Source organism: Streptomyces sp. NPDC059255 (genome assembly GCF_042752355.1).
Lineage (GTDB): Bacteria > Actinomycetota > Actinomycetes > Streptomycetales > Streptomycetaceae > Streptomyces.
In genome coordinates this window covers 61,476-84,736 of the sequence record NZ_JBHYZP010000041.1, presented here as the reverse complement: position 1 = coordinate 84,736, position 23,261 = coordinate 61,476, and the positions used below count along the sequence as shown (strand labels likewise).

Here is a 23,261-nt window from a genome sequence, read left to right as displayed (position 1 = left end):
ATCCACGCCGTCCGCGCGATGGCCGCCTCGCGCGCCGTCGCGCTCGTGGGCGGGGTGGCGCCGCCGGACGGCGCGGCCGAGGGGGAGGTCGTGCTGGGGGGGCGCGGGGTGCGGGTGGGGGGCGGGGGGCTGGGGGGGGCCGGCGGGGGGGTGCGGCCCCGGCGCCCCCCCCCCGCCCCCCCCGGCCCCCCCGCCGGGTCCGGGCACGGCCGCCGCGTGGGCGGCGGAGTTCCTCGGCCCGCTGCGGGACCCCCGCCATCAGCGCGTCCGGGACACGCTCCGTACCTGGATCGAGTCGAACGCCGACGCACGCCGGACCGCCCTGCGCCTGGGCAGCAGCCGCACCACGGTCGCGGCCCGGCTGCGCACCGCGGAGCGGCTGCTGGGGCGGGATCTGCTGGCCACGGGATCGGGCGTGCACGATCTCGTGTACGCCTTCCACTTCTCGGGCGAGGGCCCGCGGCTCGGCCGGTGCGATCCGGCGCCCGACGCCGACCGTGCGCCGTGACCAGGAAGCGGCCCGTTCTGCCACGGGCGGAGCACCGGATCCGCTCCGGACCGTGCACCGTGCGCACTCCGGACCGCTTTTTGGGCGGCGTGACCACCGAAACTCGCTTTCCCCCGGGCGGGCGGACGCGGTGTACTCGTTCCCGGCAGCGCTTCCGGCCGCCCCGGACCGGGGGGCGGGACGGCCGGGCTCCGGTGTCCCCGACCGGGACACCGGTCCGCGCGGCCGGCGGACCCGTCCGGTCCGCCGCCCGCGCGGATCAGATGCGCCAGCCGCGGATCCGGTCCGCGGCCTGGTAGACGCTGGCCTTGCCGGACTGGATGGCGCGCACCAGCTCGACGAGCGCCCCGTACGGCGGGTCGATGCCCTCGCCCGAGGCGTGCATGTACGCGGCGGCCACCTGGCAGGCGTACAGGCTGTTGCGGTACGGCAGCGGCTCCAGCCGTACCAGCGTGTGGATGAGGGCCGCGGCGCGCCAGGACACATCGGGTTCGCTCGTGGCCGGGCGCGGGATACGGGTCTTGTGCCGGGCGACGGCCGCGACGAGCGCCGAGTAGTCGGCCACGGACACGTCCTCCGGGACGGCCTGCTCCTGTACATCCAGGAGCCAGGCCACATCGATGTACAGGACCGGCATCAGGCTGCTTCCACCTGCTGCCCGGCGCCCGGGGCCGGCGGCACCTCACCGGCGAACGCCTCGTCGAACTCACCCTTGTGCTGCTCGCCCCAGGCGACGGCGTAGCGGAGGAACTGCAGCCGCTGCTGCTCGCGCAGGGGCAGGTCGTGGACGTACTGCTTGAGCGACTTGCCCTCGGCGGCGGCGGCGGCCCGCACGGCCTCCAGCTCGTCGTCGGTGAAGCTGATGTTGAGTGACGGCATACCCCTACGGTACCTAACAGGTACCACGCCGCGGAAGCGGGGTCGCCGAGGGGAAAGCGGGCACGCCGGGCCGGTCCAGCAGCGTGTTCGATCAAGAGAGACCGTGCCATCGGGCCGGCAACGGCTTCTCAGCCATCCAATGAATTGCGCGTCAGGTTCATTGACAGGTCCTCAAATCCTCGCCACGCTCCCATTCATCCGATGTCTATGTGAGAAGGGATGGATCCGCATGGCGGTCCATGACCGTATCCGTACGACAGTCCTGATGCTGTGTCTCGGCCTCGCCGCAGCGCTCGTCACCGCGCTCCCGGCCCGCGCCGAGCCTGCCGCCTGGAAGGTTTCCGCCCCGTCGGCGCGTGCCGGGCACGGTCCCGGCGCCGTACTGAGACTCGATCCCTCCAGCGGCAGCCCGCGGCTGGAGGTGACCCACGACGGGCAGACCGTCATCGAGCCCTCTCCCGTCGGCATCGTCACCGAAAGAGCCGACCTCTCCACCGGGCTGCACTTCCTCGGGCTCGGAAAACGTACGCTCTCCGAGTCGTACCGCACCACCGTCGGCAAGGAGCGCGATCGCCATGCCCGGATGACCGAGGCGCGCTTCCGCTTCGGCACCGCGGAGGGCGCCAGGCTCGATCTGCTCGTGCGGGTCTCCGACGACGGGGTCGCGTACCGCTACGTCCTGCCCGGCGACACCGGCGATGTGCTCGGTGAGACCTCCGCCTTCACCCTGCCCGCGGGCTCGGCGTCCTGGCTCGGCAAGTACCGGAAGGACAACGAGAATCTGTTCGCCCGGTACGACGCGGCCGGCGCCCCCGCCGGCGAGTACATGATGCAGGCGCTCTTCCGGACCGGTGACACCTACGCGCTGGTCGCGGAGTCCGACCTCACCGGGACCTACTCGGGCGCGCGCCTCGTGCACGACGCGGGATCGGCCACCTACCGCGTCAAGCTCTGGGACGAACAGGTGCGGGTCGACGGGGCTCTCACCACCCCCTGGCGTGCTGTGATCACCGGCGATCTGGCGACCGTCACCGAATCCACGTTCGTCGACGACATAGCCCCCGCCTCGAAGGTCCGCGACCCTTCCTGGATCAAGCCCGCGCCCGCGCTGTGGACCTGGCTCGCCGGGGGCAGGCCGGCCGGGCAGAGCCTGGAGAAGCAGAAGGCGTACGTGGACTACGCGGCTCGGCGCGGCTGGCCGTACACCGTGGTCGACGCGGGCTGGTACTTCGACCCGGACCAGTGGGACGTCACCGACCCCGACTGGCAGACGAACAGCTGGATGCCGGAGCTCGTGCGATACGGCCGCGAGCGTGGCGTCGGCATCCAGGTCTGGATCCACCAACGCGACCTCGACACTCCTGAGGAGCGGCAGCAGTGGCTGCCGACACTGGAGAAGTGGGGCGTCAAGGGCGTGAAGATCGACTTCATGGACTCCGAGGCGCAGGAGACCTTCCGCTGGTACGACGCGATCCTGGCCGGAACCGCGAAGCACCACCTCCTCGTCAACTTCCACGGCTCGACGATCCCCAAGGGCATCCACCGCACATGGCCGCAGGTCATGACGATGGAGGGCGTCAACGGTGAGGAGAAGAAGACCAATACCCCGGAGCATCTGGCGACGCTCCCCTTCACCCGCAATGTCATCGGTGGGATGGACTACACGCCGGGCGCCTTCCAGCGTGCGGAGCGTCCCAACGCGGCTTCGGACGCCGGCGAGGTGGGGCTCTCCGTGCTCTACGAGTCCGGCATCCAGAATCTCGCGGGCACGCCGGAGTCGTACGACGCACGCCCCGAGGCCCGGCGCTTCCTGGAGCAGATCCCGGCGGCCTGGGACAGGACGGAGCTGCTGGCGGGTGACCCGGGCAGGAGCGCGGTCCTGGCCCGGCGCGACGGCGGACGCTGGTTCATCGGCGGCATCTTCGCGGGCGAGGCCCGCACCGCCGAGGTCCCGCTGCGCCTCGGCCACGGCACGTGGCTGGTGGAGACGGTCACGGACGGTCCCGGCGGACTGGTACGCGAGGGCAGGATGCTGCGCGGTGACGCGACGCTTTCCGTGCCGGTGGTCGCGGACGGCGGCTTCGCGGCAATGGCGTGCCGTTGGTATCCGGGCCGTACCAGTTGCGACCGTTAGCGACTTAAAGCCCCTGCCGGGACCGGTCCGGACCCGGTCCCGCGTGTGCGCACCTGCCCCGCTCAGACCCAGGCCGGCCGACCGGCCGGGGCCCGCGCAACCGGGTCCCGGCCGGTCAGCCGGCGGCCGCCTTCCTCCGCGGGAACAGATCGGAGGAATCGCGTTGTCCTCGTACGAGAAGCCGGGAGGCACCATGGCCAAGGCACCAGATCCGTCGAGAAGGGCGCTGCTCGCCACAGGTACCGCGGTGGGCGGCGCGCTGGCCGTGGGAGGCGGCACGGCCGCCCCCGCACAGGCCGCCGCCCCCGCCCGGGCCACCGCTCCCGCCGGGGAAGCCGGACCACCACGGAGTACGCCGGTGGCACCACACGTCTCGCCGGACATCTGGCGCACCGTCCTCGACGACGCCGACCCGGTCTGGCAGCGGATGCCGAGGTCCTGGTACGAAGGCCCGTTCCTCGGCAACGGCCTCCTCGGCTCCGGCATCTACGCCGAACCGGGCGGGAACGCGGTCCGCTTCAATGTCCAGCACTCCGAAGTCCAGGACCACCGACCGGAGTTCGGTTCACTCTTCGGCCTGGCCCGGCTGCCGATCGGATACTTCACTCTGGAGCCCGTCGGCACCATCACCGGCCTGGACTGGCGGCTGCGGCTGCGCGACGCCGAGTTGACCGGCACCCTCATCACCACCGCCGGCTCGCTGACACTGCGCGCCTTCGTACACTCATCGGCCGACCTGCTCACCGTCGAGGTCACGCCGAGCGAGGGTGAACGCGGCTTCCGCTGGGTCTTCCACCCGGCCGTGGCGATCAGCCCGCGGGCCGCGTTCAAACCCATCCCCCAGGGATACACGGCCAATCCACCGGCCACGATCGAGAAACACGGGGACGTGACCGCCGCCGTACAGCCGCTGCTCGCGGGCGGCCACCATGTCACCGCCTGGCAGGAAGTCGCCCGCCACCGCAGCCGCACCCTGTACGCGACGGTCGGGCACTCCCACCCGGGGGCCACCGCCCGCGACCGCGCGCTGCGCACGGTAAGGACGGCTCGGGCGGTACCGTTCGACGTGCACGCGCTCCCCCACCGCGCATGGTGGCACCGCTACTACCGGAAGAGCTTCCTGTCGCTGCCCGACGCCCGGTTGCAGCGCTTCTACTGGATCCAGCTCTACAAGGTCGCGGCGGCCGCCCGCAAGGACGCGCCGGTGATGGCGACCTCCGGGCCGTGGCTGGAGCCGACGCCCTGGCCCAACACCTGGTGGAACCTCAACGTCCAGCTCGAATACTGGCTGATACATGGCTCGAACCATCTCGAACTCGACGCCGTCACCAGAGCGTTGAGCGAATTCCGGGACCAGCTGGGTGCCGAGGTCGCCGCTCCCTGGCGCGGGGACTCGTACGGTATTCCGCGCACCACCGACACCCGGCTCGTCAACGGCGGTGCCACGCCCGGAGACCTGGGCTACGGCGTCGGCATCCCCGGCCAGGACCCGCCCACTCCCGAGGTCGGCAACCTCACGTGGGCTCTGCACAACGTCTGGCTCAGCTACCGCCACACCATGGACGAGGCCATCCTGCGCGATGTCCTCTTCCCGCTGCTGCGCAGGGCCGTCAACTACTACCTGCACTTCCTTTCCCCGGGCAGCGACGGCAAGCTGCATCTCCCGGCGACCTTCTCCCCCGAGTACGGGGTCAACGCGCCCGACTGCAACTACGACCTGATGCTGCTGCGCTGGGGCTGCCGTACCCTCCTGGAGTCGGCCGAACTGCTGGGCAGGCGGGACCCGCTGGCGGGCCGCTGGCGCGAGGTGCTGGCCAGGCTCACCCCGTACCCGGTGGACGGCAACGGTTTCATGATCGGGTCAGGGGTCCCGTTCGCCAAGTCGCACCGCCACTACTCGCACCTGCTCGCCGTCTATCCGCTGTACGAGATCACGGGCCGGACGGCGGACGAGCGCGCGCTGATCGAGAAATCGCTCGCCCACTGGGTCGGCTTCGAAGGCGCCCTCCAGGGCTACACGTTCACGGGCGCGGCCTCCATGTCCGCGCTCCTCGGCAAGGGCGACGACGCACTCGCCTATCTCGGTCAGCTGATGACGCGCTTCATCCAGCCCAACACCATGTACAAGGAGTCCGGCCCGGTCATCGAGACCCCGCTGTCCGCCGCCCAGTCGCTGCACGACATGGTGTGCCAGTCCTGGGGCGGCACGATCAGGGTGTTCCCGTCCCTCCCCGCGGTGTGGCGCGATCTGGTCGTGCACGACTTCCGTACGCAGGGCGCCTTCCTGCTCAGTGCGGTACGGGAGAAGGGCGTGACCCGCTGGGTGCGGCTCACCAGCGAGGCGGGCGCCCCGTGCGTCGTGCGCCACGGCATCGTGGGAGCCGTCGAAGTCCGGGACGACCGGGGACGGCCCATGGCGTACGAGCGGACCGGCGAAGGGGAGATCCGCATTCCCCTCCGCAAGGGCCGAGCGGCGCTCATCACCTCGGCCGGAGACGCCCCGGACCTCACCGTCCGCCCCGTCACACCCGGCGAACCGGCCCCCCGGTGGGGATTGCCCGCCTGACCGGGCCGACCGACGAGGGCATGGGCCTGATGGGGAAGGCGCCATGCAGAAATCGGTTGCCGTCCCTGTCCGTGAGCCGGGGAGGCCGGCTCCCCCTCCTGGACTTGATCTTCGCTGTCCGGAGGGGGCGACGGGGCGGGGATCAGTCACTTACGCTGCACGGAAAACGCCTTCTACCAGATCCGCGCCCCGCCCTTCGAAGGGACATCTCTCCGTGCTCAGCGACCGCCTCGACCACGCCTCCCTCGACTATGTCGAAAGCCGCGATCCGGGACAGGGGCGGCTCGCCCCCCGGGCCCGGTACCGGTCGGACGCCATGACCCTGGATCTGGACGGTGATTGGCGCTTCCGTCTGGCGGACTCCCTGCGGGCGCTGACTCCGGGCTTCGAGGCGCCGGATCACGACGACTCCGGCTGGGAGCACCTTCCCGTACCGTCGAGCTGGCAGATGCGGGACATCGCCGGCACACCGCGCTTCGGCACGCCCGCGTACACCAATCTCGTCTACCCGTTCCCGGTCGACCCGCCGCGCGTGCCGGACGCCAACCCCACCGGCGAGTACCGGCGGGAGTTCACGCTGCCGGAGGACTGGCCGGACGCGGGGCGCGGTGTGCTGCGCTTCGAAGGGGTCGACTCGGCCTTCGCCGTATATCTCAACGGCGTTCCGCTCGGTGACGGCAAGGGCAGCCGGCTGCCCACGGAGTTCGACGCGACCGACGCGCTGCGTCCCGGCCGCAACGTCCTCGCCGTACGGGTCCACCAGTGGTCCGCGGGCAGCTACCTGGAGGACCAGGACATGTGGTGGCTGTCCGGGATCTTCCGCCCGGTGGCCCTGCTGCACCGGCCCGAGAACGGCGTCGGGGACCTTTTCGTACACGCGGAGTACGACCATCTCACCGGCAAGGGCGCCCTGCGGGTGGAGGCCGACGCCACCGGCCGGGTCACCGTACCCGAGCTGGGCCTCGACCTCGCGGTCGGCGAGCGGGCCGAGGCACCGGTCGAGCCGTGGACCGCGGAGACGCCCCGGCTGTACGACGCGGAGCTGACCACGGCGGGCGAACGCGTCCGGCTGCGGATCGGCTTCCGTACGGTGACGGTCTCCGGCGGTCTGCTGCGGGTCAACGGCACCCCGCTGCTGCTGCGCGGGGTCAACCGCCACGAGTGGGACCCGGACACCGGCCGCACCCTGACCGTCGGGACGATGCGCCAGGACATCGAGCTGATGAAGCGGCACAACATCAACGCGGTGCGCACCAGCCACTACCCGCCCGACGGCCGCTTCCTCGACCTCTGCGACGAGTTGGGGCTCTGGGTGATCGACGAGTGCGACCTGGAGACCCACGGCTTTTACCTCAACGGCTGGCGGAACAACCCGAGCGCCGACCCGGCCTGGCGCGACGCCCTGCTCGACCGGATGCGCCGCATGGTCGAGCGCGACAAGAACCACGCCAGCGTCATCATGTGGTCGCTGGGCAACGAGTCGGGCACCGGGGACAATCTGCGGGCCATGGCCGACTGGTCGCACGAGCGCGACCCCGGCCGCCCGGTGCACTACGAGGGCGACTGGGACAGCGGTTACGTCGACGTCTACAGCCGGATGTACGCGGACCACGCCGAGACCGACCGGATCGGCCGGGGTACGGAGGCCCCGACGACCGACCCGGAGCTGGACGAGCACCGCCGGTCGCTCCCCTTCATCCTCTGCGAGTACGGCCACGCCATGGGCAACGGCCCGGGCGGTCTCAGCGAGTACCAGCGTCTCTTCGAGCAGCACCCCCGGCTCCAGGGCGGGTTCATCTGGGAGTGGATCGACCACGGTGTCCGCCGTCGCACCGCGGACGGCCGGGAGTTCTTCGCGTACGGCGGTGACTTCGGCGAGGTCGTCCACGACGGCAACTTCGTGGCCGACGGGCTGGTCTTCCCGGACCGCGTCCCCTCCCCCGGGCTGACCGAGTACAAGAAGGTCGTCGAACCGGTGGCGATCCGGGTGGACGCCGCCGCGCGCACGGTGTCCGTGCGCAACGGCCTGGACTTCGCCGACACCGGGCACCTGCGCTTCCACTGGCAGGTCGAGGACGAGGGCGTCCCGGGCGGGCAGGGCGAACTGACCGTGCCCGCCGTCGCCGCGGGCGACTCGGTCGTCGTGGGCTGGCCGCGCGAGCTGAGCGAGGCGGCGGACGCGGGACCGGCCGGCGCCGAGCGGTGGCTCACCGTCAGCGCGCGGCTCGCCAAGGACGAGCCGTGGGCCCCGGCCGGCCATGAAGTGGCCTGGGCACAGGGACAGTTGGCCCCCGGGGCGCCCGTGTCCGCGATAGCGCCGGGCGCGGCGGGCACGGCAGAGCTCTGCGTGGACGGTGGCCGGATCACCCTCGGGGCCGGTGTCTTCGACGCGGGCACCGGACGTCTCGTACGCCTCGGAACGGTGCCGGTGGAGGGGCCGCGGCTCGATGTGTGGCGCGCGCCCACGGACAACGATCTGCGCGGCTGGCGCGGTTCGGAGGCCGAGAAGTGGCGCGCGGCGGGGCTGGACCGGCTGGAGCACAAGGTGCTGTCCGTCGAACCCGGGGAGGGGACGCTCACGGTGACCACCCGGGTGGCCGCCGCGGGCAGTGACGCGGCGCTGTCGGCCGTCTACCGCTGGAGCGCCGCGCCGTCGGACGGGGCCTCCGGCGCGGGCGCCCTGCGGCTGACGCTGGAGGTCCGGCCGCTGGGCGCCTGGGACGTGACGCTGCCGCGGCTGGGGCTGCGCGCCGCCGTGCCGGCCGCGCTCTCCGCGGTGAGCTGGTTCGGCGCCGGTCCGCACGAGGCGTACCCGGACACCCGGGCCGCCGCCCGCGTCGGACGGTTCGCCTCGGACGTGGACGGCCTCCAGACGCCGTACCTCTTCCCGCAGGAGAACGGCAGCCGCGCCGATGTCCGCTGGGTCGGGCTCGTGCCGGCCGGCGGCGGGGAGGGGCTGCGGCTGAGCGGTCCCGCGCCCTTCTCGTTCGCCGCCCGGCCCTGGAGCAGCGAGCGGCTGGACGCCGCGGCCCATCCGACGGAGCTGGTACGGGACGGTCTCGTCCATCTCACGGTGGACGCGGCGCAGCAGGGCATCGGCAGCGCCTCGTGCGGTCCCGGCGTCCTGCCCGAGTACCGGCTGCTGCCCGCTCCGACGGTCTTCACCGTCGACTGGGCGGCCTGGGGACAGCCCGCCGGTACGGAGTAGGGATCCGGAAACGACGGTGACCGGCCTCCCCACGCGGGGGGGGGCCGGTCACCGTGTCACCCGCGCCCGGCGGGGGCGAGGGTCAGCGCTTGATCTCCTTGATGCGGAGCATGCGCGTGATGACCTTGTCGAGCTCGTCGTCCTCGAAGACCTTCTTCCAGTCGTCCTTGACGATCGACTCACGGCCGTAGTCCATGGCGATCAGGCAGGCGTCGGAGAACGGGTTGTCGCCCTTGAGGGTGTTGGCGAGCGCGACCTGCGTGTGGCCCAGCAGCATCGCGCGGGCGGCGGGCTCCGGCACACCGACGGTGTGGACCGTCTCGTGCAGCGCCTCGGTGAGCAGCGCGCCCACCATGCAGGCGATGGTCTCGACCAGGGTCGGCTCCAGGACGGCGAGCTGCTTGACCGTCACCCAGTGCACGTCGACGACAGGCGCGTACATCGTGCGGATCACGGCCTCGGCCAGTTCCCGTACGGACGCGTCGGGGCCCTCGAAGGACGCGACGACCTCCTGCGGGGCGGCGATGCCGCCGAAGGTGTCCGCGTACTCCTCCTTGGTGGTGCGCTCCAGGAAGACGGACGGGTGGCAGGGGTGGGCGACGGCGTTGTGCACGTCGTCGCGACGGGTCAGCAGACCCGCGTAGGCCGCCGCCGGGTCGAGGGTGAGCAGGACGGCGCCGGGCTTCATCAGCGGGACGAGCTGCTCGGAGACGGCGCCGAGAACGACGTCCGGCACGGCGAGGATGAGGACGTCGGCCTGCTTGGCGGCCTCGTCGGAGTCGGTGAGCTCGCGGCCGAGTCCACGGATCAGCTCCTGGCCCTTGGGCGAGTTCTCGGCGAACAGCGTCCGGAAGTCGCTCTTGACGAGGTTGTTGGAGACGCGCTGGCCCATCTTGCCAGCGGCGCCGATGACGGCGACGGTCTTGTTCTCGGTGGCCATTACTTACTCCTCTGAAGGGTGGTGATGCAGTGCCGGGTCCACTGGTCCTCGATCCGGGCCGTGGTCTCGAACCCGCCGTCCTGCCACGGGAGCCAGTGCTCCACGATCTGGTTGATCGACCGCTCGTGCGGCCGTACGGTCTCGACGAGGTGGGGGTGGTCGAGCAGGCCCTCGCCCAGCGGGGCGCCGGCGTAGGTGAAGCCGACCCAGCCGTCCCGGCGGCTGAAGGCGAAGTCCTTGACATGAATGTTGACGACGTACGGGGCGGTCGCCTCGACGACATCCCGGGGGCGCTCCAGACGGGCGACGCAGTTGCCCGGATCGAGGACGACGCCGAGGTGGGGGTCGTCGACGGCGCGGACGACGGTGAGGAGGTCGTCGGTGGAGACCTGTTCGTAGGTCTCCAGGCCGAGGGTGACCCCCTGGGCCGCGTACGCGGGGACGGCGCGCCGCAGCAGTTCGGTGGCCTCGGTGGTGCCGGGGCGGTGGTCGGCCGTGTTCATCATCGAGCGGACGAGGGTGACACCGAGCTTGCCCGCCAGTTCGAGATAGCGGGCGAGGTGGTCCTCACCGATGCCGCGGGTGCCGAGTTCCAGGGTGACGCCGAGGTCCTCGGCGGTGGCGCGGAGGCCGGCGAGGCGGGCGTCGTCGAAGGTCTCGATCAGCGGGTAGTCGCAGATCTGGAAGACGTCGCCGCCCAGCTCCCGGGTGGAGCGGACCATCTCCTCGACGGTCAGCGGGACCGGGGCGCGCGAGGAGATCCGCCAGAAGTACGCGTAGGTGCTCAGTCCGTAGGCCATTACGCGTCCGCCTTCACGGTTCGCCCGCTCAGCTCGTCGAGGATCTGTTCGACAGCGTGCGGGTCATGGGCGAAGCGCCCGAGGAAGAGTCCGTCGACGCCCTCGCCGAGGGTGGACAGGAGCCCGGGGCCCGCGCTGCCGCCGTAGATGACCCGGCTTCCGGCGTACGCGGGCCGCTCGCGGAGCCAGTCGGTCAGGGCGGCGCAGACGCGGCTGATGTGGTCCGGCGAGGCGGGGCGGGGGGCGCCGATCGCCCACTGGGGTTCGTACGCCACGACGATCGGACCGCGCCCGCCGCCCTCGTGCGCGGCGGTGTCGAGGATCCGGGCCAGCTCGGCGACGGTGCGCGTCGCGGCCTCGGCGGGGTCCGCGCGGTCGAGTTCGCCGACGCAGAGCACGGGGGTGAGGCCGTTGCGCAGCGCGGCGGCGGTCTTGGCGGCGACGACCGTGTCGCCCTCGCCGAAGAGGCGGCGCCGTTCGGCGTGGCCGACCTCGGCGTAGGAGCAGCCGATCTCCTTGAGGTACGGGCCCGAGACCTCGCCGGTGAACGGCCCCCGGTCGTCGGTGGCGAGGTCCTGGGCGCCGACGGCGACGCCGGTGCCGTCCAGGACGGTGCCGAGCGGGACGATCGCGGGGAAGGCGGGCAGCACGAACACCTCGGTGAGGCCGCCGGTGACGGCCGGGTGCCGGGCGGCGATGTCACCGATGCGGCGGGCCCAGTTGAGGGTCTCGTGATGCCCGAAGTACATCTTGAGGCTCACCCCGAGCAGGGTGGGAGCGGACATCAGGCTGCGGCTTCCTCGTCGGTCTCGTAGTCGTTCATGAGCTGCACCTTGGCGGCGGAGGCGGACGACTCGTCGAAGCGGTACGTCAGCCACTCGGCGGCCAGTCGGCGGGCCAGTTCGACGCCGACGACGCGCTGGCCGAAGGTGAGGACCTGCGCGTTGTTGGAGAGGACGGCGCGCTCGACGGAGAAGGAGTCGTGGGCGGTGACGGCCCGGATCCCCTTGACCTTGTTGGCGGCGATCGCCACACCGAGGCCGGTGCCGCAGACGAGCAGGGCCCGGTCGGCCTCGCCGCGCGCGACCATCTCTGCGGCGGCGATGGCGATGGTCGGGTAGGCGGTGTGGCCGTCGGCGTCGACACCGACGTCGGTGACCCCGGCGACGAGCTCGTTGTTCTGGAGGTCCTTCTTCAGTATTTCCTTGTAGTCGAAGCCGGCGTCGTCCGAGCCGACGACGATCCGCAGCTTGTCGCTCATGGGGGGGTGCTCCTCGGTGGGTGGGTTCAGTGGCCGGCGAGTACGCCGTGGACGGCACGGACGATCAGGGCGAGGGAGTGGGCGCCGGCGTCGGGGGTGCCGAGGGACCGTTCGACGTGCGGGCGGGCGCGGCCGATCCGGGGGACGAGGTCGGCGGTGGCCTTCGCGGCCTGTTCGGCGGCGGTGGCGGCCCGGTCCCAGGCGTCGGCGAGCGCCGCGCCCTCGGCGGTGGCGTCGTCGAGGGTCCGCGCGAACGGGACGAGGACGTCGACCATCGTCTTGTCGCCGACCTCGGCCCCGCCCAGGCGCCGCACGGCCGCGGAGGCTTCCCGGACGCCGCCCGCCACGGTCCGCGCGGTGGGCGCCTCGGTGTCGCCGAGGGCGGTGCCGACGGCGTGCAGCAGGACGCCCCAGAGGGCTCCGGAGGTGCCGCCGGCCCGGTCGGACCAGGCGTCGGCGGCGGCGTTGACCGTCGTACGGGCGCCGGCGCCCGCCTCCGCGGCGGCGACGGCGGCGAGCCGGGCGGCCTCGGAGCCGCGGCGCATGCCGATGCCGTGGTCGCCGTCGCCGGCGACGGCGTCGATCCGGCCGAGTTCCTCGGCGTGGGTGTCCACGGTGTCGCTGATGGCGGTGAGTACGGCGACCGCGGTGGCGGCGACCGCGCGGGACTCCTCGGTGGCGGCGGGGACCGCCGTGGCCGGGACGTCACCGGCCGCGGCCGGGGCGGCTTCGGCGGCGGGGGCGGCCTGGGAGGTGGCCGCGCCCTTGCGGTAGGCGGGGGTGTCGGCCCCGGCGGTCCACAGCGCTTCGAGCTCATCGTCCAGCCAGCAGAGCGTGAGCGAGATGCCCGCCATGTCGAAGCTGGTGACCAGCTCGCCGACCTCGGGCTCGACGGCCTCGACCCCGGCCTCGGCGAGCAGCTGGGCGACCCGGCGGTAGACGACGAACAGTTCCTCGTACTTGACGGTGCCGAGGCCGTTGAGGATGACCGCGGCGCGCTCGCCGCGCGGCTGTGCCACGCCTTCGGGGAGTTCTGCCAGCAGGGTGGAGACGAGCAGTTCGGCGGCCTCGTCGGCCGTCGGGACGTCCTGCTCGCCGATGCCGGGCTCGCCGTGGATGCCCAGGCCGACGGCCATCCGGCCCTCGGCCACGGTGAACAGCGGGCCGTCGGCGCCGGGGAGTGTGCAGCCGCCGAAGGCGATGCCGAAGGAGCGGGTGCGCGCATTGGCGTGCCGGGCCGCCAGGACCACCTCGTCGAGGGAGCGGCCCTGTTCGGCCGCGGCCGCGGCTGCCTTGAAGACCGGCAGGTCCCCGGCGATCCCGCGGCGCTTGTCGCGCTCGTCGGTGCTCGCGCTGGAGACGTCGTCGGTGACGGCGACCGTACGGGTCTCGATGCCCTCGGCGGTGAGCTGCTGCGCCGCCTGTCCGAAGTGCAGTACGTCGCCCGCGTAGTTGCCGTACATGAGGACCACGCCGCCGCCGGCGTGGGCGCTCTGCGCGACGGTGCGGACCTGCCGGGCCGACGGCGAGGCGAAGACGTTGCCGACGGCCGCTCCGTGCGCGAGCCCGGGGCCCACCAGGCCGGAGAAGGCCGGGTAGTGGCCCGAGCCGCCGCCGATCACGACGGCGACCTGACCGGGCACGGTCGGCGCGGAGCGTACGACACCCCCGGAGACGGGGCGCACCCAGCGGCGGTGGGCCGCCACGAAGCCTTCGAGCGCCTCGTCGGCGAAGGCTTCGGGAGCGTTGAACAGGCGGGTCATGTCAGTGCACCTCGAGAAGCGGCTGATCCGCGGGGTCGGAGGGGTTGGCGGGCCTGCGCCGGGCGAGCGCGACCATCAGGACGGCCGACAGGAGCATGAAGCCGCCCACCACGAACATGGAGAGGGTGTACGAGCCGCTGAAGTCCTTGAGCCAGCCCGTGACATAGCCGGCCGCGAAGCCGCCGACGTTGCCCGCGGTGTTGATGAGGGCGATGCCCGCCGCGGCGGCGGCGCCGGTCAGGAAGCGGGAGGGGATGGACCAGAAGACGGGCAGCGCGGCGAAGATCGAGCACGCCGTCACGGTGATCACGGCGATGGTCGCGGCCGGGGAGTCCATGTAGAGGGCGACGGGGATGGAGATACCGCCGATGACGGCCGGTCCCGCGACGTGCCAGGTCTTGGTGCCGTGCCGGGTGGCGTTCCGGGACCAGAAGAAGAGGACGACGGCGGCCGGCAGGTACGGGATGGCGGTGATCAGCGCCTTGTCCATGACGCTGAAGGAGGTGCCGAAGCTCTCCTGGAAGCCCTCGATGATCGTGGGCAGGAAGAAGGCGAGCGCGTACAGGCCGTAGATGAAGCCGAAGTAGACCATCGCGAGGATCCAGACGCGTCCGCTGCGGAACGCCTCCTTCAGGGCCGCGCGGCCGTGGCTCTCGTCGGCGCCCGTCTTGGCGGCGTTCTCCGAGGCCAGCTCGGCGGTCAGCCACTCCTTCTCGGCCGGGGTGAGCCACTTGGCGTCGGCGGGCCGGTCGATCAGGTAGAACCAGGCGACGATGCCGAGGAGGATCGCCGGGATGGACACGAAGAGGAACATCACGCGCCAGCCCTCAAGGCCGAACAGCCCGTGGTGGCCGATGAGCCAGCCCGCGAGCGGGGCGCCGAAGACCGTGGTGAGCGGCTGGGCCAGGTAGAAGAGCGCGAGCACCTTCGTACGGTGCCGGGTGGGCACCCACTGGCTCAGGAAGAGGATCGCCCCGGGGAAGAAGCCCGCCTCGGCGACGCCGAGGAGGAAGCGCAGCGCGTAGAGCTGCTCACTGTTCTGCACCCAGGTGAACAGCAGGGACACGATGCCCCAGGTGACCATGATCCTGGCGAGCCAGCGGCGGGCGCCGAAGCGGTGCAGCGCCATGTTGCTGGGGACTTCGAGAATGATGTATCCGATGAAGAAGACCCCGGACGCGAATCCGAACTGCGCCGCGGTGAGCGCCAGGTCCTCCCCCATACCGTTCGGCTCCGCGAAGGAGACCGCCGTCCGGTCGAGATAGTTCACGAAGAACATCAACGCGACGAACGGGACGAGCCGGATCGAGACCTTCTTGATCGCTGATCTCTCGACGGCGGATGGCAACGCGGTGGCACCCATGGTGACTCCCTCGGAAGCGCCGGACAGCTCCGTCCGGACTCGGGTCACAGTCGGCGGCGATCATGGCTCAAACAGAGCGCAGCACCCGCTCCACCGGCTGATGTGTCTTCAACGTAACCCCCAGAAGAAAATTGGTCACCAATTGACCAATGTGGCGAGCGTCACTCTTCAAGTGATGCACGCCACTCTTGACAACGGGCGGGGCGACGCGGCTATGGGCGCGTTCAGGACACCTTTGAACAGCGGGAACACCCATCTGGTGTACTGGTGACCGTGACCAGTCAGCCTGATCAGCAATCGCCCGCCTCGCCGGATCTCGCCCGGCTGCTGCGCCCCGTCGTCCGCGAGTCCTCGGTGAGCGAGGTCGCCAAGCGGCTCCTCGACCACCTCTCCGCGGGCGACATCAAGCCCGGCACCCGGCTGCCCGCGGAGCGTCAGCTCGCCGAGGCCCTCGGGGTCGCCCGGTCCAGCGTGCGCGGCGCCCTCTCGGCCCTCGACGTGCTCGGCATCATCGAGATCCGCCCCGGCTCCGGCTCGTACGTGCGCGAGGGGACCTCGGAGTTCCTGCCGCGCGCCATCAACTGGGGACTGATGCTCGGGCAGCGGCGCACCCAGGACCTGGTGGAGGTCCGTACGCACATGGAGGGTGTGTCGGCGCGGCTGGCGGCGGAGCGTGCCACCGAGGAGGACGTGGCGCGGCTGGAGGAGCATCTGCGGCGGATGCGGGACGCCGGCACGGACGTCGCGGCGTTCATCGACGCGGACATCGCCTTCCACCTGGAGACGGCGAGCATCGCCAGGAACTCGGTGCTGAGCGACATCCTGCACTCCATCCGCGCGCTGCTCCAGGTGTGGATGGAGCGGGTCAGCGATCTGGAGGGGACCGTGAGCGGCACCCTGTGCGAGCACGACGCCGTCCTGTCGGCCATCCGCGCCCATGACCCGGACGCGGCCAACGAGGCGATGGCCGAGCACATGCGGATGGCCAGCGCGCGGCTGCGGGAGTCCATCGGCGCGCCGGACGGCGGCGCGGACGGTACGGCGGCGAACGGCGCGGCGGACACCGCGGCGGCCCGGAACGCGTGAAGCGCCGCCCCGCGGCAGGCGGGGCGGCGCTCCAACAGCGGGTCACCTCACGGCAGTCGGCGGGCGACGGCCGGCGGGTGAGGATCAGCGGGTGACCGTCACCAGTCGTACGGGCTGCGCTGGTGCCCGCCCTGCGGGCCGGGCGCCGAGGTGGGCGCGGGAGCCGGGGTGTGGGCCCTGCCGCTGTTCGCCTCGTCGTACGTGGGCGGCCAGACGGGCCGCGGCGGAGGGTCGCTCCGCACCGGCTTCTTGCCCTCCGGCTGGTCCCACTCGCCCTCGCCCAGGACGAGGATGGGGTCGAACATCACCACGACACCGGCCAGCACCAGGAAGACCGCGGGGCCGAGCAGCATCGGGAACATGATCGAGGTCGGCGAACCGCCTCCGGCGGAGCCGCCGGTCGCCCCCTGCAGATGCACACTGATGGCGGCCATGCCCGTGTAGTGCATGCCGGTCACGGCGATGCCCATCACGAGGCTGGCGCCGAGGCTGGGCAGGAAGCCGTGGATCGACACGGCGGCCCAGAGCGCGGCCGTCGCGGCGACGACGGCGATGACGACGGAGAGCACGACGGTCGGTGTGTCGTAGTCCAGCCGTCCGTGCAGACGCATCCCGGCCATGCCGATGTAGTGCATGGCCGCGACGCCGAGACCGGTGATCGCGCCGGCGGTGGTCAGTGTGACCCGGGTCGCCCCGCGGTAGCCGACGATGAAGATCCCGATACCGACCACGACGATCGCCACGACCAGGCTGAGAACGGTCAGCGGTATGTCGTAGCTGATCGGCGCTTCCTTCACCTGGAAGCCGATCATGGCGATGAAGTGCATGGTCCAGATGCCCGAACCGATGGATGTCGCACCGAGCGCGAGCCAACCGGGCTTCCAGGACTGCTCGGTGCGCAGCGATCTAGTGGTGCAGCGGAGCCCCAGAGCCCCGCCCAGAACTGCCATGAGGTAGGCCGCCACAGGTGTGACGGCGCCGTAATTGAATCCATCGACGGTGCCCTGCATGAGTGATGTGCCCTTCACCCCGTGTGATTTGTGTGCAGAAACTGTGTACTCGTGGCGACACTATGGCCATGAAGGGTCGCGACAAACACCTGTCCGATCACTTGTTGATAAAGGTGTTCCGACCCGAGCAGCGCAAGAGCGAAGAGATCCCGCAATGTCCTGACTCGTTCCTCACTGCAACGTTCCAACACGCCGACCGGGATGCGACATGACGGTTCATCAGTTCTTTCCGTCGCCTTCGGTCCGCAGCCGGGACAGCGCCGCGGCGGTCATCGCCGTGATGCCGGTGGGAAGCGCGGTACGGATGTCCGGGGCGAACTCCGGGGAGTGGTGGGGCGGGAGGACGGCGAGCTTCTCCTCGGCCGTGCCCGGCGTCCGTGCCCACACCTTCGGGCCCACCACCCCGAACATCCAGTACACAAGCGCGATCCCCTCCTCTCCGTGTACGGAGACTCCCGCGTCCCCGTACAGCGGAAAGTCCTCGGTCGCCATGGACGGGGGCCAGGCTGCCACACGTTCGGAACCGTAGAGGCGCAAATGAGCCTGGCGTACGCCGGCGGTCGCCGCCGGGTCGGGGTGGGTGACCGGGGAGCGCGAAACGGTACGTATCTCCGGGTCCCGGGGGCAGCGGGAGGCGGCGCACTCCGCCCGTACGATCCGCTCCACCGAGGCCGTCATCCGGTCGAGCGTGCGCTCGGACAGGGCGCGCACCGTGATGCCGAGCGTCGCCCGGTCGGGAACGAGGTTGTCGGCCGCCCCGGAGTGGAAGGATCCGACGTTCAGCAGCGCCGGCTCGGTCGGGGCACACTCCCGGGAGACGATCCCCTGGAGCCGCAGCACCGCCGCGGCGGCGGTGACCACCGGGTCCACGGCGAGGTGCGGGGTGCCCGCGTGACCGCCCCGGCCGTGGACGACGGCCTCGATGCCGGCGCTCCCCGCCAGCATCGGCCCGTACGCGTGGGCGACCATGCCCGCGGGCAGCAGGGCGGTGTGCTGGGCGAGGACCGCGTCGGGCCGCCCGAAGCGCTCGTACAGTCCGTCCGCCAGCAGCGCCCGCGCCCCGGCGAGGGTCTCCTCGGCGGGCTGGCCGACGACGACCACCGTGCCGCGCCAGCTCTCCCGGGACCGGGCCAGCAGCGACGCGGCCCCCGCGGCGGCGGCCATGTGCAGGTCATGGCCGCAGGCGTGGGCGACAGGGCCGCTGCTCGTGTACGGCAGGCCGGTCCGCTCGGTGACGGGCAGCGCGTCCAGTTCCGTACGGATCATGACGCGGGGTCCGTCGCCGTTGCGCAGCACTCCGACGACGCCGTGGCCGCCGATGTCACCCGTCACCGTGTACCCCGCCTCGCGCAGCCACTCCCCCAGCCGGGCCGCCGTACGGCGCTCCTCGCCGGAGAGTTCGGGGTGCTGGTGCAGATCGAGGCAGAACGCGACGGCGGGGCGCAGGATCTCCCGCAGTCCGGCCAGGACGGGCGTGTTCTCTCCGGGGTACGCGACAGGGATCACCCGGTCCATCGTGCGCCATCCCGGCCGCGTGCCACGTACAGACCGCTGACACGGGCGGTCAGTGGAAGACACACCGGGGTGGCAGTGGGTTCGGCTGGAATACGAGGGCACCACGGCACAGGACCACCGGGGGACCCCTCGGGGGCCGGCGCAGACCAAGGAGTCACCATGGCTGACAAGAACACCCTCGCCTCGCTCGCCGACGAGATCATGGAGCTGGAGTCGGAGACCTTCGAGATCTCCGACTACTCGGACGCCAGCGAGGTCGTGCTCGCGGGCTCCACGAGCTGCAGCTCGACGTCGACCTGCTCCTCCACCACGAGCACCACGTCCTGCAGCGCCTGATCAAGGGCTCCCGCATCCGGACGGGCGGCACCTGCGACCTTCCGCGCAGGTGCCGCCCGTTCGCGTGTTCCGGCCGCCGGTGCGGCGGCCGGGACACGGTGCCCGCCGGTTCAGGGGAAGGGATGCGGCACGAGACGGATCTCCCGCTCGGTCAGCTCCCGGTCGCGCAGCCCGGCCCGGTGGGCCGCGGTGCGCAGTCTCGGCATGCCCGGGGCCCGCTGGCGGGACCAGCCGAAGTCGATCGGAAGCAGACCGGGGACGAGGGTGGCCACCGTGCACAGCCCCATCCGGCGCTGTTCCGGTGTGGTCTGGTCGACGACGATCACATCGTGACCCGCGCGCACGAGTTCGTCGCGCACGTGTGCCACGTCGTCGAGCAGGTCGCCGGTACGGGGGCGGGGCCCCTCCTCCCAGCTCCGGTAGATCTCGTCCGCCGGACGGACGGCGGACGGCTCCAGATAGCCGCGGACGTGCTCGGCCATCCGCGGCAGCCCGTAGAGCTGGGCGTGGTCCTTCAGATGCAGGACCTTTCCGAAGTCGTCGGCCATGGCCTCCAGTTCGGCGCGGCGCTCGGTGACCTGGCGGGGCAGGTGCGGGATGTACGTGAGCACTTCGGAGAGGGCGCCCGTCAGGGCCGCCGCCGGGTCGAGGCTCGCGCCGGCGCCGAAGGAGAAGGTGCCGGGGCCGCCGTCGCGTCGTACCGCCAGACCGGTGACGACGGGTACGGCGAGATCGATCCGGTTGTCGAAGGCGTGGACGTCGTAGCCCTGCGCCCCGGCCCGGTCGATCATGGTGCGTACGGTACGGTCCGCCACCGAGCCGAGGTCGATCTCGGTGAGCGACGTGCCGCCGTACCAGGCGACCAGGAAGGCGTCCCGCTCGACGAGTTCGAGGAGACCGCCGAGGACCGCCTCCTCCAGGCTGCCGCCGATGGCGCAGCCGTTGGAGCACTCGAAGACGAAGTTGTCGGAGGCGAGCCCCGCGCTGTAGTGGACGAGACGGGCCGGGACGAGGACCGGGCGGTCGTCGCGCAGCGAGTGTCCGCGCACCCAGGGGATGGGCCGGCCGGGGTCGAAGGGGCTGACCATCGGGTCGTCGCGGTAGGTCTCGGGCGGGTAGAAGCCGCACTCGGCGGGCGACAGGGCCGCGTCCCCCAGGTCGTCGTAGGCGGCGACGACCGGCGCGCCGCCGGTGCGCCGGTGGGTGCCCGCGTACCGTTCCAGGCCTTCCAGGAAGGCGAGGTCGCGGCTGGCGTCGAAGCCGTTGGCCTGGCCGCTCCAGGTGACGTCGGTGAGGCCCGCGTAGCCGCGCATGAAGACACTGCCGGCGACCGGCGCGGTGGTGGGCGAGGTGACGTTCATCCAGGTGCCCGCTCCGAGCACCCCGGAGACCGGGTTGGCGAGCGCCGCCAGCGGCATGGGGTACGCGGAGGCCGGGCGCAGCCGGTAGACGTCCGGGGCGGGCTTGGGCCGGCTGACGAGGGTGAGCGGCGCCCCGTCGGCGCTCGCCGCGCTGTCCGCGCCGAGTCCGGGGCCGGTGCCGCCCGGCCCGCAGTGCGGGCAGAGCGGATCGGCGAGCAGGGGGTACGTCCGTACCTCCAAAGTGGCCAGATCCAGTCGTGACACCTGGGGCAGGGACCGGTCGGCGGCGCCGGGACCCGGCGGGTCCACCCCGGCCGGGAGGACGACGGCGCGGTGGAGCGCGTCGACCGCGTCGAGCGCGTACGGGGTGAGTTCCGGCCAGGGACCGGCCGCGCGGGTGCGGGTGCCGGTCTCCAGCGCGTCGCGTTCGGTGCGGGTACGCAGCCGCTGCCAGCGCATGGCGAGACACTGGCCGCAGGCGGGCGCGGTGCCGTCGCCGCCCCAGGGGCCCACCAGCACCTCCCGCGAGGTGAGATGGACGGTGGCGGCGGGGCGGACGGCCGCGAAGGGGTCGCCGCCGCGGTGGCCGAGGACATCGGCGGCGCCCAGCGGCACCACCGTCGGCGCCTGCGCCCCGAGGGCCGGAGTGTGGCGCCCGGTCAGCGCCCGCTGGAGCCGGAGGCAGGCCGCGGCCAGGGGGGTTCGGTCGTCCGGAAGCGGCCGCGCGGGACCGGACGAGGCGTCCGTGGCGGGTACCGCGGGGGCGGTCATGCGGTGTCGCTCCAGCGGAAGGTCTTGAGCGCGATCGCCCCGAAGACCACGGTGAACACGGCCAGTCCGCCGCAGCCCAGGGCGATGTCGCCGAGGTCTCCGCGGCCGGCGAGGGCGGCGGACGCCGCGTCGTTGAGATAGCGCAGCGGCAGCACCCGCGAGAAGGTCTGGAGCCACGACGGCATCATGTCCAGCGGCAGGAACGAACCGGAGACGAAGGCCATCGGCACCATGAGGCAGTTGGCGATCGCCGCGACCGCCTCGGGGGTACGGGCGTACGAGCCGATGACCACACCGATGGTGAGGAACGCGGTGATGCCGAGCACCAGCACGGGCAGCGCCAGCGGCCACCGGGCGTCCAGTTCCAGGCCGAAGAGCGGCAGCATCGCCACGACGATGAAGACCACCGCCTGCACGACACCCACCCCGAGGGCGAGCACGTAGCGGGAGGCCAGCACCGAGGTGAGCGGGGTCGGGGTCATCCGGATCAGCCGGAGCAGATCGTCCCGGCGCCACTGCATGAGGGTGAAGGCGACGCCGAAGACGGCGGCGTTGGCCACCCCCCAGGACATCACGCCCGGCGCGATGTACGAGATGTACGGACGGTCGGTCTCCGCCACCTCCTGGCCCCGGAAGATCAGTCCGAAGACGACCAGGAACAGCAGGGGGAAGGCGAAGGTGAAGAAGAGGGTGGCCTTGTCCCGGATCTGCGCCCGGTAGCCGGCCCCCGTGAGGCTCGCGTACGCGCTCATCCCTGCTGCTCCGTCGTGTCGGTGTGCGTGTGAGTGTCGGTGTGAGTGTTCTCGGTGGGTGTGGCCGTGGTGCGCACGGTGTCGCTGTGCGCGGTGCCCGTCAGCTGGAGGTAGACGTCCTCCAGCGTCGCGGTGCGGGTCACGACGCCGTCCAGGCCGATACGCGCGTCGACGGCCTGGAGGACCTTGCCGGACGACGCCGTCTCCAGGACCAGGGAGCCGCCCTGCACGGTGACCCGGTCGACCCCCGGGAGGGCCGCCGCGTCGTCCTCGGTCATCCGCTCGACGGGGATCATCAGGCGGGTCGGCGCCGCGGCGGCGGCGACCAGACGGTGCGGGGAGTCCAGGGCGGCGACGGAACCGCCGACGAGGATCGCCACCCGGTCGCAGAGGGCCTCGGCCTCGTCCAGGTGGTGGGTGGTGTAGACGATGGTGCGGCCCTCGCTCTTGAGCCCGCGCAGCACTTCCCACAGATCACGGCGGGCCTGCGGGTCCAGGGCGGCGGTGGGCTCGTCCAGGAAGATCAGCTCGGGCCCGTGGACCAGGGCGGAGGCGATGGCCAGGCGCTGGCGCTGGCCGCCGGAGAGGTCCTCGACCCGTACGTCGCGCCGGTCGGTCAGCCCGACGGTCTCCAGGGTGCGGTCGGCGTCCTCCCGGCCGGCCCCGTACAGGGCGGCGACGGTGCGGAGGTGTTCGCGGGCGGTCTGCCGGACGAAGAAGGCGGACGACTGGGTCTGCACCCCGAGCCTGGGCAGCAGGGTGACGTCCCGGGGCCAGGGGGTCCGGCCGAGCACCGAGACGGTGCCCGAGTCCGGACGGCGCAGGCCCTCCATGATCTCGACCAGGGTGGTCTTCCCGGCGCCGTTGGGGCCGAGGAGCCCGAAGAACTCCCCGCGCCCGACGCTGAGGGAGACCCCGTCCACCGCCTGGTGGTCACCGTATCGTTTGCGTATCTCCTCGACGACGATCGCCGGTCCGGCGGCTGACTCGTGCGGCACGGACGCCATG

General features: G+C 72.0%; 18 protein-coding genes and 1 pseudogene. 6 read left to right on the top strand and 13 right to left on the bottom strand.

Going from position 1 to position 23,261, the window contains the following annotated elements; translation table 11 throughout:
- Positions 1-241: 241 nt before the first annotated feature.
- Positions 242-340: pseudogene (locus ACFXKG_RS34670) on the top strand (hypothetical protein); the annotation flags it as partial.
- Between the two features lie 427 nt (positions 341-767).
- Here the strand turns inward: ACFXKG_RS34670 and ACFXKG_RS34665 are convergent.
- Together ACFXKG_RS34665 and ACFXKG_RS34660 are read right to left on the bottom strand one after the other, a co-directional pair.
- Positions 768-1,145 carry a toxin Doc gene (locus tag ACFXKG_RS34665; RefSeq protein ID WP_329823943.1) on the bottom strand — a complete coding sequence of 126 codons (378 nt, stop codon included), beginning with the start codon at positions 1,143-1,145 and terminating at the stop codon, positions 768-770.
- Positions 1,145-1,387 (bottom strand): hypothetical protein, encoded by a 243-nt coding sequence (locus tag ACFXKG_RS34660; protein ID WP_384847421.1) that lies wholly within the window; start codon positions 1,385-1,387, stop codon positions 1,145-1,147. Before ACFXKG_RS34660 ends, ACFXKG_RS34665 begins: the two co-directional genes overlap by 1 nt.
- A 229-nt stretch (positions 1,388-1,616) precedes the next feature.
- On the opposite strand from ACFXKG_RS34660, the gene ACFXKG_RS34655 reads away from it, so the two are divergent.
- The 3 genes from ACFXKG_RS34655 (at position 1,617) to ACFXKG_RS34645 (ending at position 9,295) form a co-directional block, all read left to right on the top strand.
- Complete coding sequence (locus ACFXKG_RS34655) at positions 1,617-3,521, top strand: glycoside hydrolase family 97 catalytic domain-containing protein (protein ID WP_384847418.1); 1,905 nt, start codon at positions 1,617-1,619, stop codon at positions 3,519-3,521.
- 193 nt (positions 3,522-3,714) lie between these two features.
- Positions 3,715-6,087: a Tat pathway signal sequence domain protein gene (locus tag ACFXKG_RS34650; RefSeq protein ID WP_384847415.1), complete on the top strand. Its 2,373-nt coding sequence runs from the start codon at positions 3,715-3,717 to the stop codon at positions 6,085-6,087.
- A gap of 214 nt (positions 6,088-6,301) precedes the next feature.
- Entirely contained in the window at positions 6,302-9,295 is a 2,994-nt protein-coding gene (locus tag ACFXKG_RS34645; RefSeq protein ID WP_384847412.1) for a glycoside hydrolase family 2 TIM barrel-domain containing protein, read from the top strand.
- Between the two features lie 82 nt (positions 9,296-9,377).
- Here ACFXKG_RS34645 and ACFXKG_RS34640 read toward each other — a convergent pair whose 3' ends face one another.
- Genes ACFXKG_RS34640 through ACFXKG_RS34615 form a run of 6 tightly spaced genes read right to left on the bottom strand, consistent with a single transcriptional unit; the run spans position 9,378 to position 15,422 of the window.
- Positions 9,378-10,235: a phosphogluconate dehydrogenase C-terminal domain-containing protein gene (locus ACFXKG_RS34640; protein ID WP_384847409.1), complete on the bottom strand. Its 858-nt coding sequence runs from the start codon at positions 10,233-10,235 to the stop codon at positions 9,378-9,380.
- On the bottom strand, positions 10,235-11,035 hold the full coding sequence (locus ACFXKG_RS34635) for a sugar phosphate isomerase/epimerase family protein (RefSeq protein ID WP_384847406.1): 801 nt from the start codon (positions 11,033-11,035) through the stop codon (positions 10,235-10,237). Before ACFXKG_RS34635 ends, ACFXKG_RS34640 begins: the two co-directional genes overlap by 1 nt.
- Positions 11,035-11,820 (bottom strand): triose-phosphate isomerase family protein, encoded by a 786-nt coding sequence (locus ACFXKG_RS34630; protein ID WP_384847404.1) that lies wholly within the window; start codon positions 11,818-11,820, stop codon positions 11,035-11,037. Before ACFXKG_RS34630 ends, ACFXKG_RS34635 begins: the two co-directional genes overlap by 1 nt.
- A complete protein-coding gene (locus tag ACFXKG_RS34625) occupies positions 11,820-12,296 on the bottom strand; it encodes a ribose-5-phosphate isomerase (RefSeq protein ID WP_384847401.1) in 477 nt (158 codons plus the stop codon). Before ACFXKG_RS34625 ends, ACFXKG_RS34630 begins: the two co-directional genes overlap by 1 nt.
- A gap of 26 nt (positions 12,297-12,322) precedes the next feature.
- Entirely contained in the window at positions 12,323-14,059 is a 1,737-nt protein-coding gene (locus tag ACFXKG_RS34620; RefSeq protein WP_384847398.1) for a dihydroxyacetone kinase family protein, read from the bottom strand.
- 1 nt (position 14,060) lies between these two features.
- A complete protein-coding gene (locus ACFXKG_RS34615; RefSeq protein WP_384847396.1) occupies positions 14,061-15,422 on the bottom strand; it encodes an MFS transporter in 1,362 nt (453 codons plus the stop codon).
- A gap of 267 nt (positions 15,423-15,689) precedes the next feature.
- Between ACFXKG_RS34615 and ACFXKG_RS34610 the strand changes: the two genes are divergently transcribed.
- The gene (locus tag ACFXKG_RS34610) at positions 15,690-16,508 is read left to right on the top strand and encodes a FadR/GntR family transcriptional regulator (protein WP_384847393.1); all 819 of its coding nucleotides are present in this window, start codon (positions 15,690-15,692) and stop codon (positions 16,506-16,508) included.
- 98 nt (positions 16,509-16,606) lie between these two features.
- On the opposite strand, the gene ACFXKG_RS34605 is transcribed toward ACFXKG_RS34610, so the two are convergent.
- Positions 16,607-17,518: an MHYT domain-containing protein gene (locus ACFXKG_RS34605; RefSeq protein ID WP_384847390.1), complete on the bottom strand. Its 912-nt coding sequence runs from the start codon at positions 17,516-17,518 to the stop codon at positions 16,607-16,609.
- Between the two features lie 219 nt (positions 17,519-17,737).
- Positions 17,738-19,024, bottom strand: a complete 1,287-nt coding sequence (locus tag ACFXKG_RS34600; RefSeq protein WP_384847387.1) for an amidohydrolase — start codon at positions 19,022-19,024, stop codon at positions 17,738-17,740.
- A gap of 168 nt (positions 19,025-19,192) precedes the next feature.
- On the opposite strand from ACFXKG_RS34600, the gene ACFXKG_RS34595 reads away from it, so the two are divergent.
- Positions 19,193-19,369: a thiazolylpeptide-type bacteriocin gene (locus ACFXKG_RS34595; RefSeq protein ID WP_365816541.1), complete on the top strand. Its 177-nt coding sequence runs from the start codon at positions 19,193-19,195 to the stop codon at positions 19,367-19,369.
- 110 nt (positions 19,370-19,479) lie between these two features.
- On the opposite strand, the gene ACFXKG_RS34590 is transcribed toward ACFXKG_RS34595, so the two are convergent.
- Genes ACFXKG_RS34590 through ACFXKG_RS34580 form a run of 3 tightly spaced genes read right to left on the bottom strand, consistent with a single transcriptional unit; the run spans position 19,480 to position 23,260 of the window.
- Positions 19,480-21,501 carry a TOMM precursor leader peptide-binding protein gene (locus ACFXKG_RS34590; RefSeq protein WP_384847383.1) on the bottom strand — a complete coding sequence of 674 codons (2,022 nt, stop codon included), beginning with the start codon at positions 21,499-21,501 and terminating at the stop codon, positions 19,480-19,482.
- Positions 21,498-22,253 (bottom strand): ABC transporter permease, encoded by a 756-nt coding sequence (locus ACFXKG_RS34585; RefSeq protein ID WP_382898039.1) that lies wholly within the window; start codon positions 22,251-22,253, stop codon positions 21,498-21,500. Before ACFXKG_RS34585 ends, ACFXKG_RS34590 begins: the two co-directional genes overlap by 4 nt.
- Entirely contained in the window at positions 22,250-23,260 is a 1,011-nt protein-coding gene (locus ACFXKG_RS34580; protein WP_384847430.1) for an ATP-binding cassette domain-containing protein, read from the bottom strand. Before ACFXKG_RS34580 ends, ACFXKG_RS34585 begins: the two co-directional genes overlap by 4 nt.
- Position 23,261: the final 1 nt, after the last annotated feature.

Bases quoted from the DNA above. Each gene is read 5' to 3' on its own strand.
- ACFXKG_RS34665 (WP_329823943.1), bottom strand. From the start codon at position 1,145: ATGCCGGTCCTGTACATCGATGTGGCCTGGCTCCTGGATGTACAGGAG.
- ACFXKG_RS34660 (WP_384847421.1), bottom strand. From the start codon at position 1,387: ATGCCGTCACTCAACATCAGCTTCACCGACGACGAGCTGGAGGCCGTG.
- ACFXKG_RS34655 (WP_384847418.1), top strand. From the start codon at position 1,617: ATGGCGGTCCATGACCGTATCCGTACGACAGTCCTGATGCTGTGTCTC.
- ACFXKG_RS34650 (WP_384847415.1), top strand. From the start codon at position 3,715: ATGGCCAAGGCACCAGATCCGTCGAGAAGGGCGCTGCTCGCCACAGGT.
- ACFXKG_RS34640 (WP_384847409.1), bottom strand. From the start codon at position 10,235: ATGGCCACCGAGAACAAGACCGTCGCCGTCATCGGCGCCGCTGGCAAG.
- ACFXKG_RS34635 (WP_384847406.1), bottom strand. From the start codon at position 11,035: ATGGCCTACGGACTGAGCACCTACGCGTACTTCTGGCGGATCTCCTCG.
- ACFXKG_RS34630 (WP_384847404.1), bottom strand. From the start codon at position 11,820: ATGTCCGCTCCCACCCTGCTCGGGGTGAGCCTCAAGATGTACTTCGGG.
- ACFXKG_RS34625 (WP_384847401.1), bottom strand. From the start codon at position 12,296: ATGAGCGACAAGCTGCGGATCGTCGTCGGCTCGGACGACGCCGGCTTC.
- ACFXKG_RS34620 (WP_384847398.1), bottom strand. From the start codon at position 14,059: ATGACCCGCCTGTTCAACGCTCCCGAAGCCTTCGCCGACGAGGCGCTC.
- ACFXKG_RS34615 (WP_384847396.1), bottom strand. From the start codon at position 15,422: ATGGGTGCCACCGCGTTGCCATCCGCCGTCGAGAGATCAGCGATCAAG.
- ACFXKG_RS34605 (WP_384847390.1), bottom strand. From the start codon at position 17,518: ATGCAGGGCACCGTCGATGGATTCAATTACGGCGCCGTCACACCTGTG.
- ACFXKG_RS34595 (WP_365816541.1), top strand. From the start codon at position 19,193: ATGGCTGACAAGAACACCCTCGCCTCGCTCGCCGACGAGATCATGGAG.
- ACFXKG_RS34590 (WP_384847383.1), bottom strand. From the start codon at position 21,501: ATGACCGCCCCCGCGGTACCCGCCACGGACGCCTCGTCCGGTCCCGCG.
- ACFXKG_RS34585 (WP_382898039.1), bottom strand. From the start codon at position 22,253: ATGAGCGCGTACGCGAGCCTCACGGGGGCCGGCTACCGGGCGCAGATC.
- ACFXKG_RS34580 (WP_384847430.1), bottom strand. From the start codon at position 23,260: ATGGCGTCCGTGCCGCACGAGTCAGCCGCCGGACCGGCGATCGTCGTC.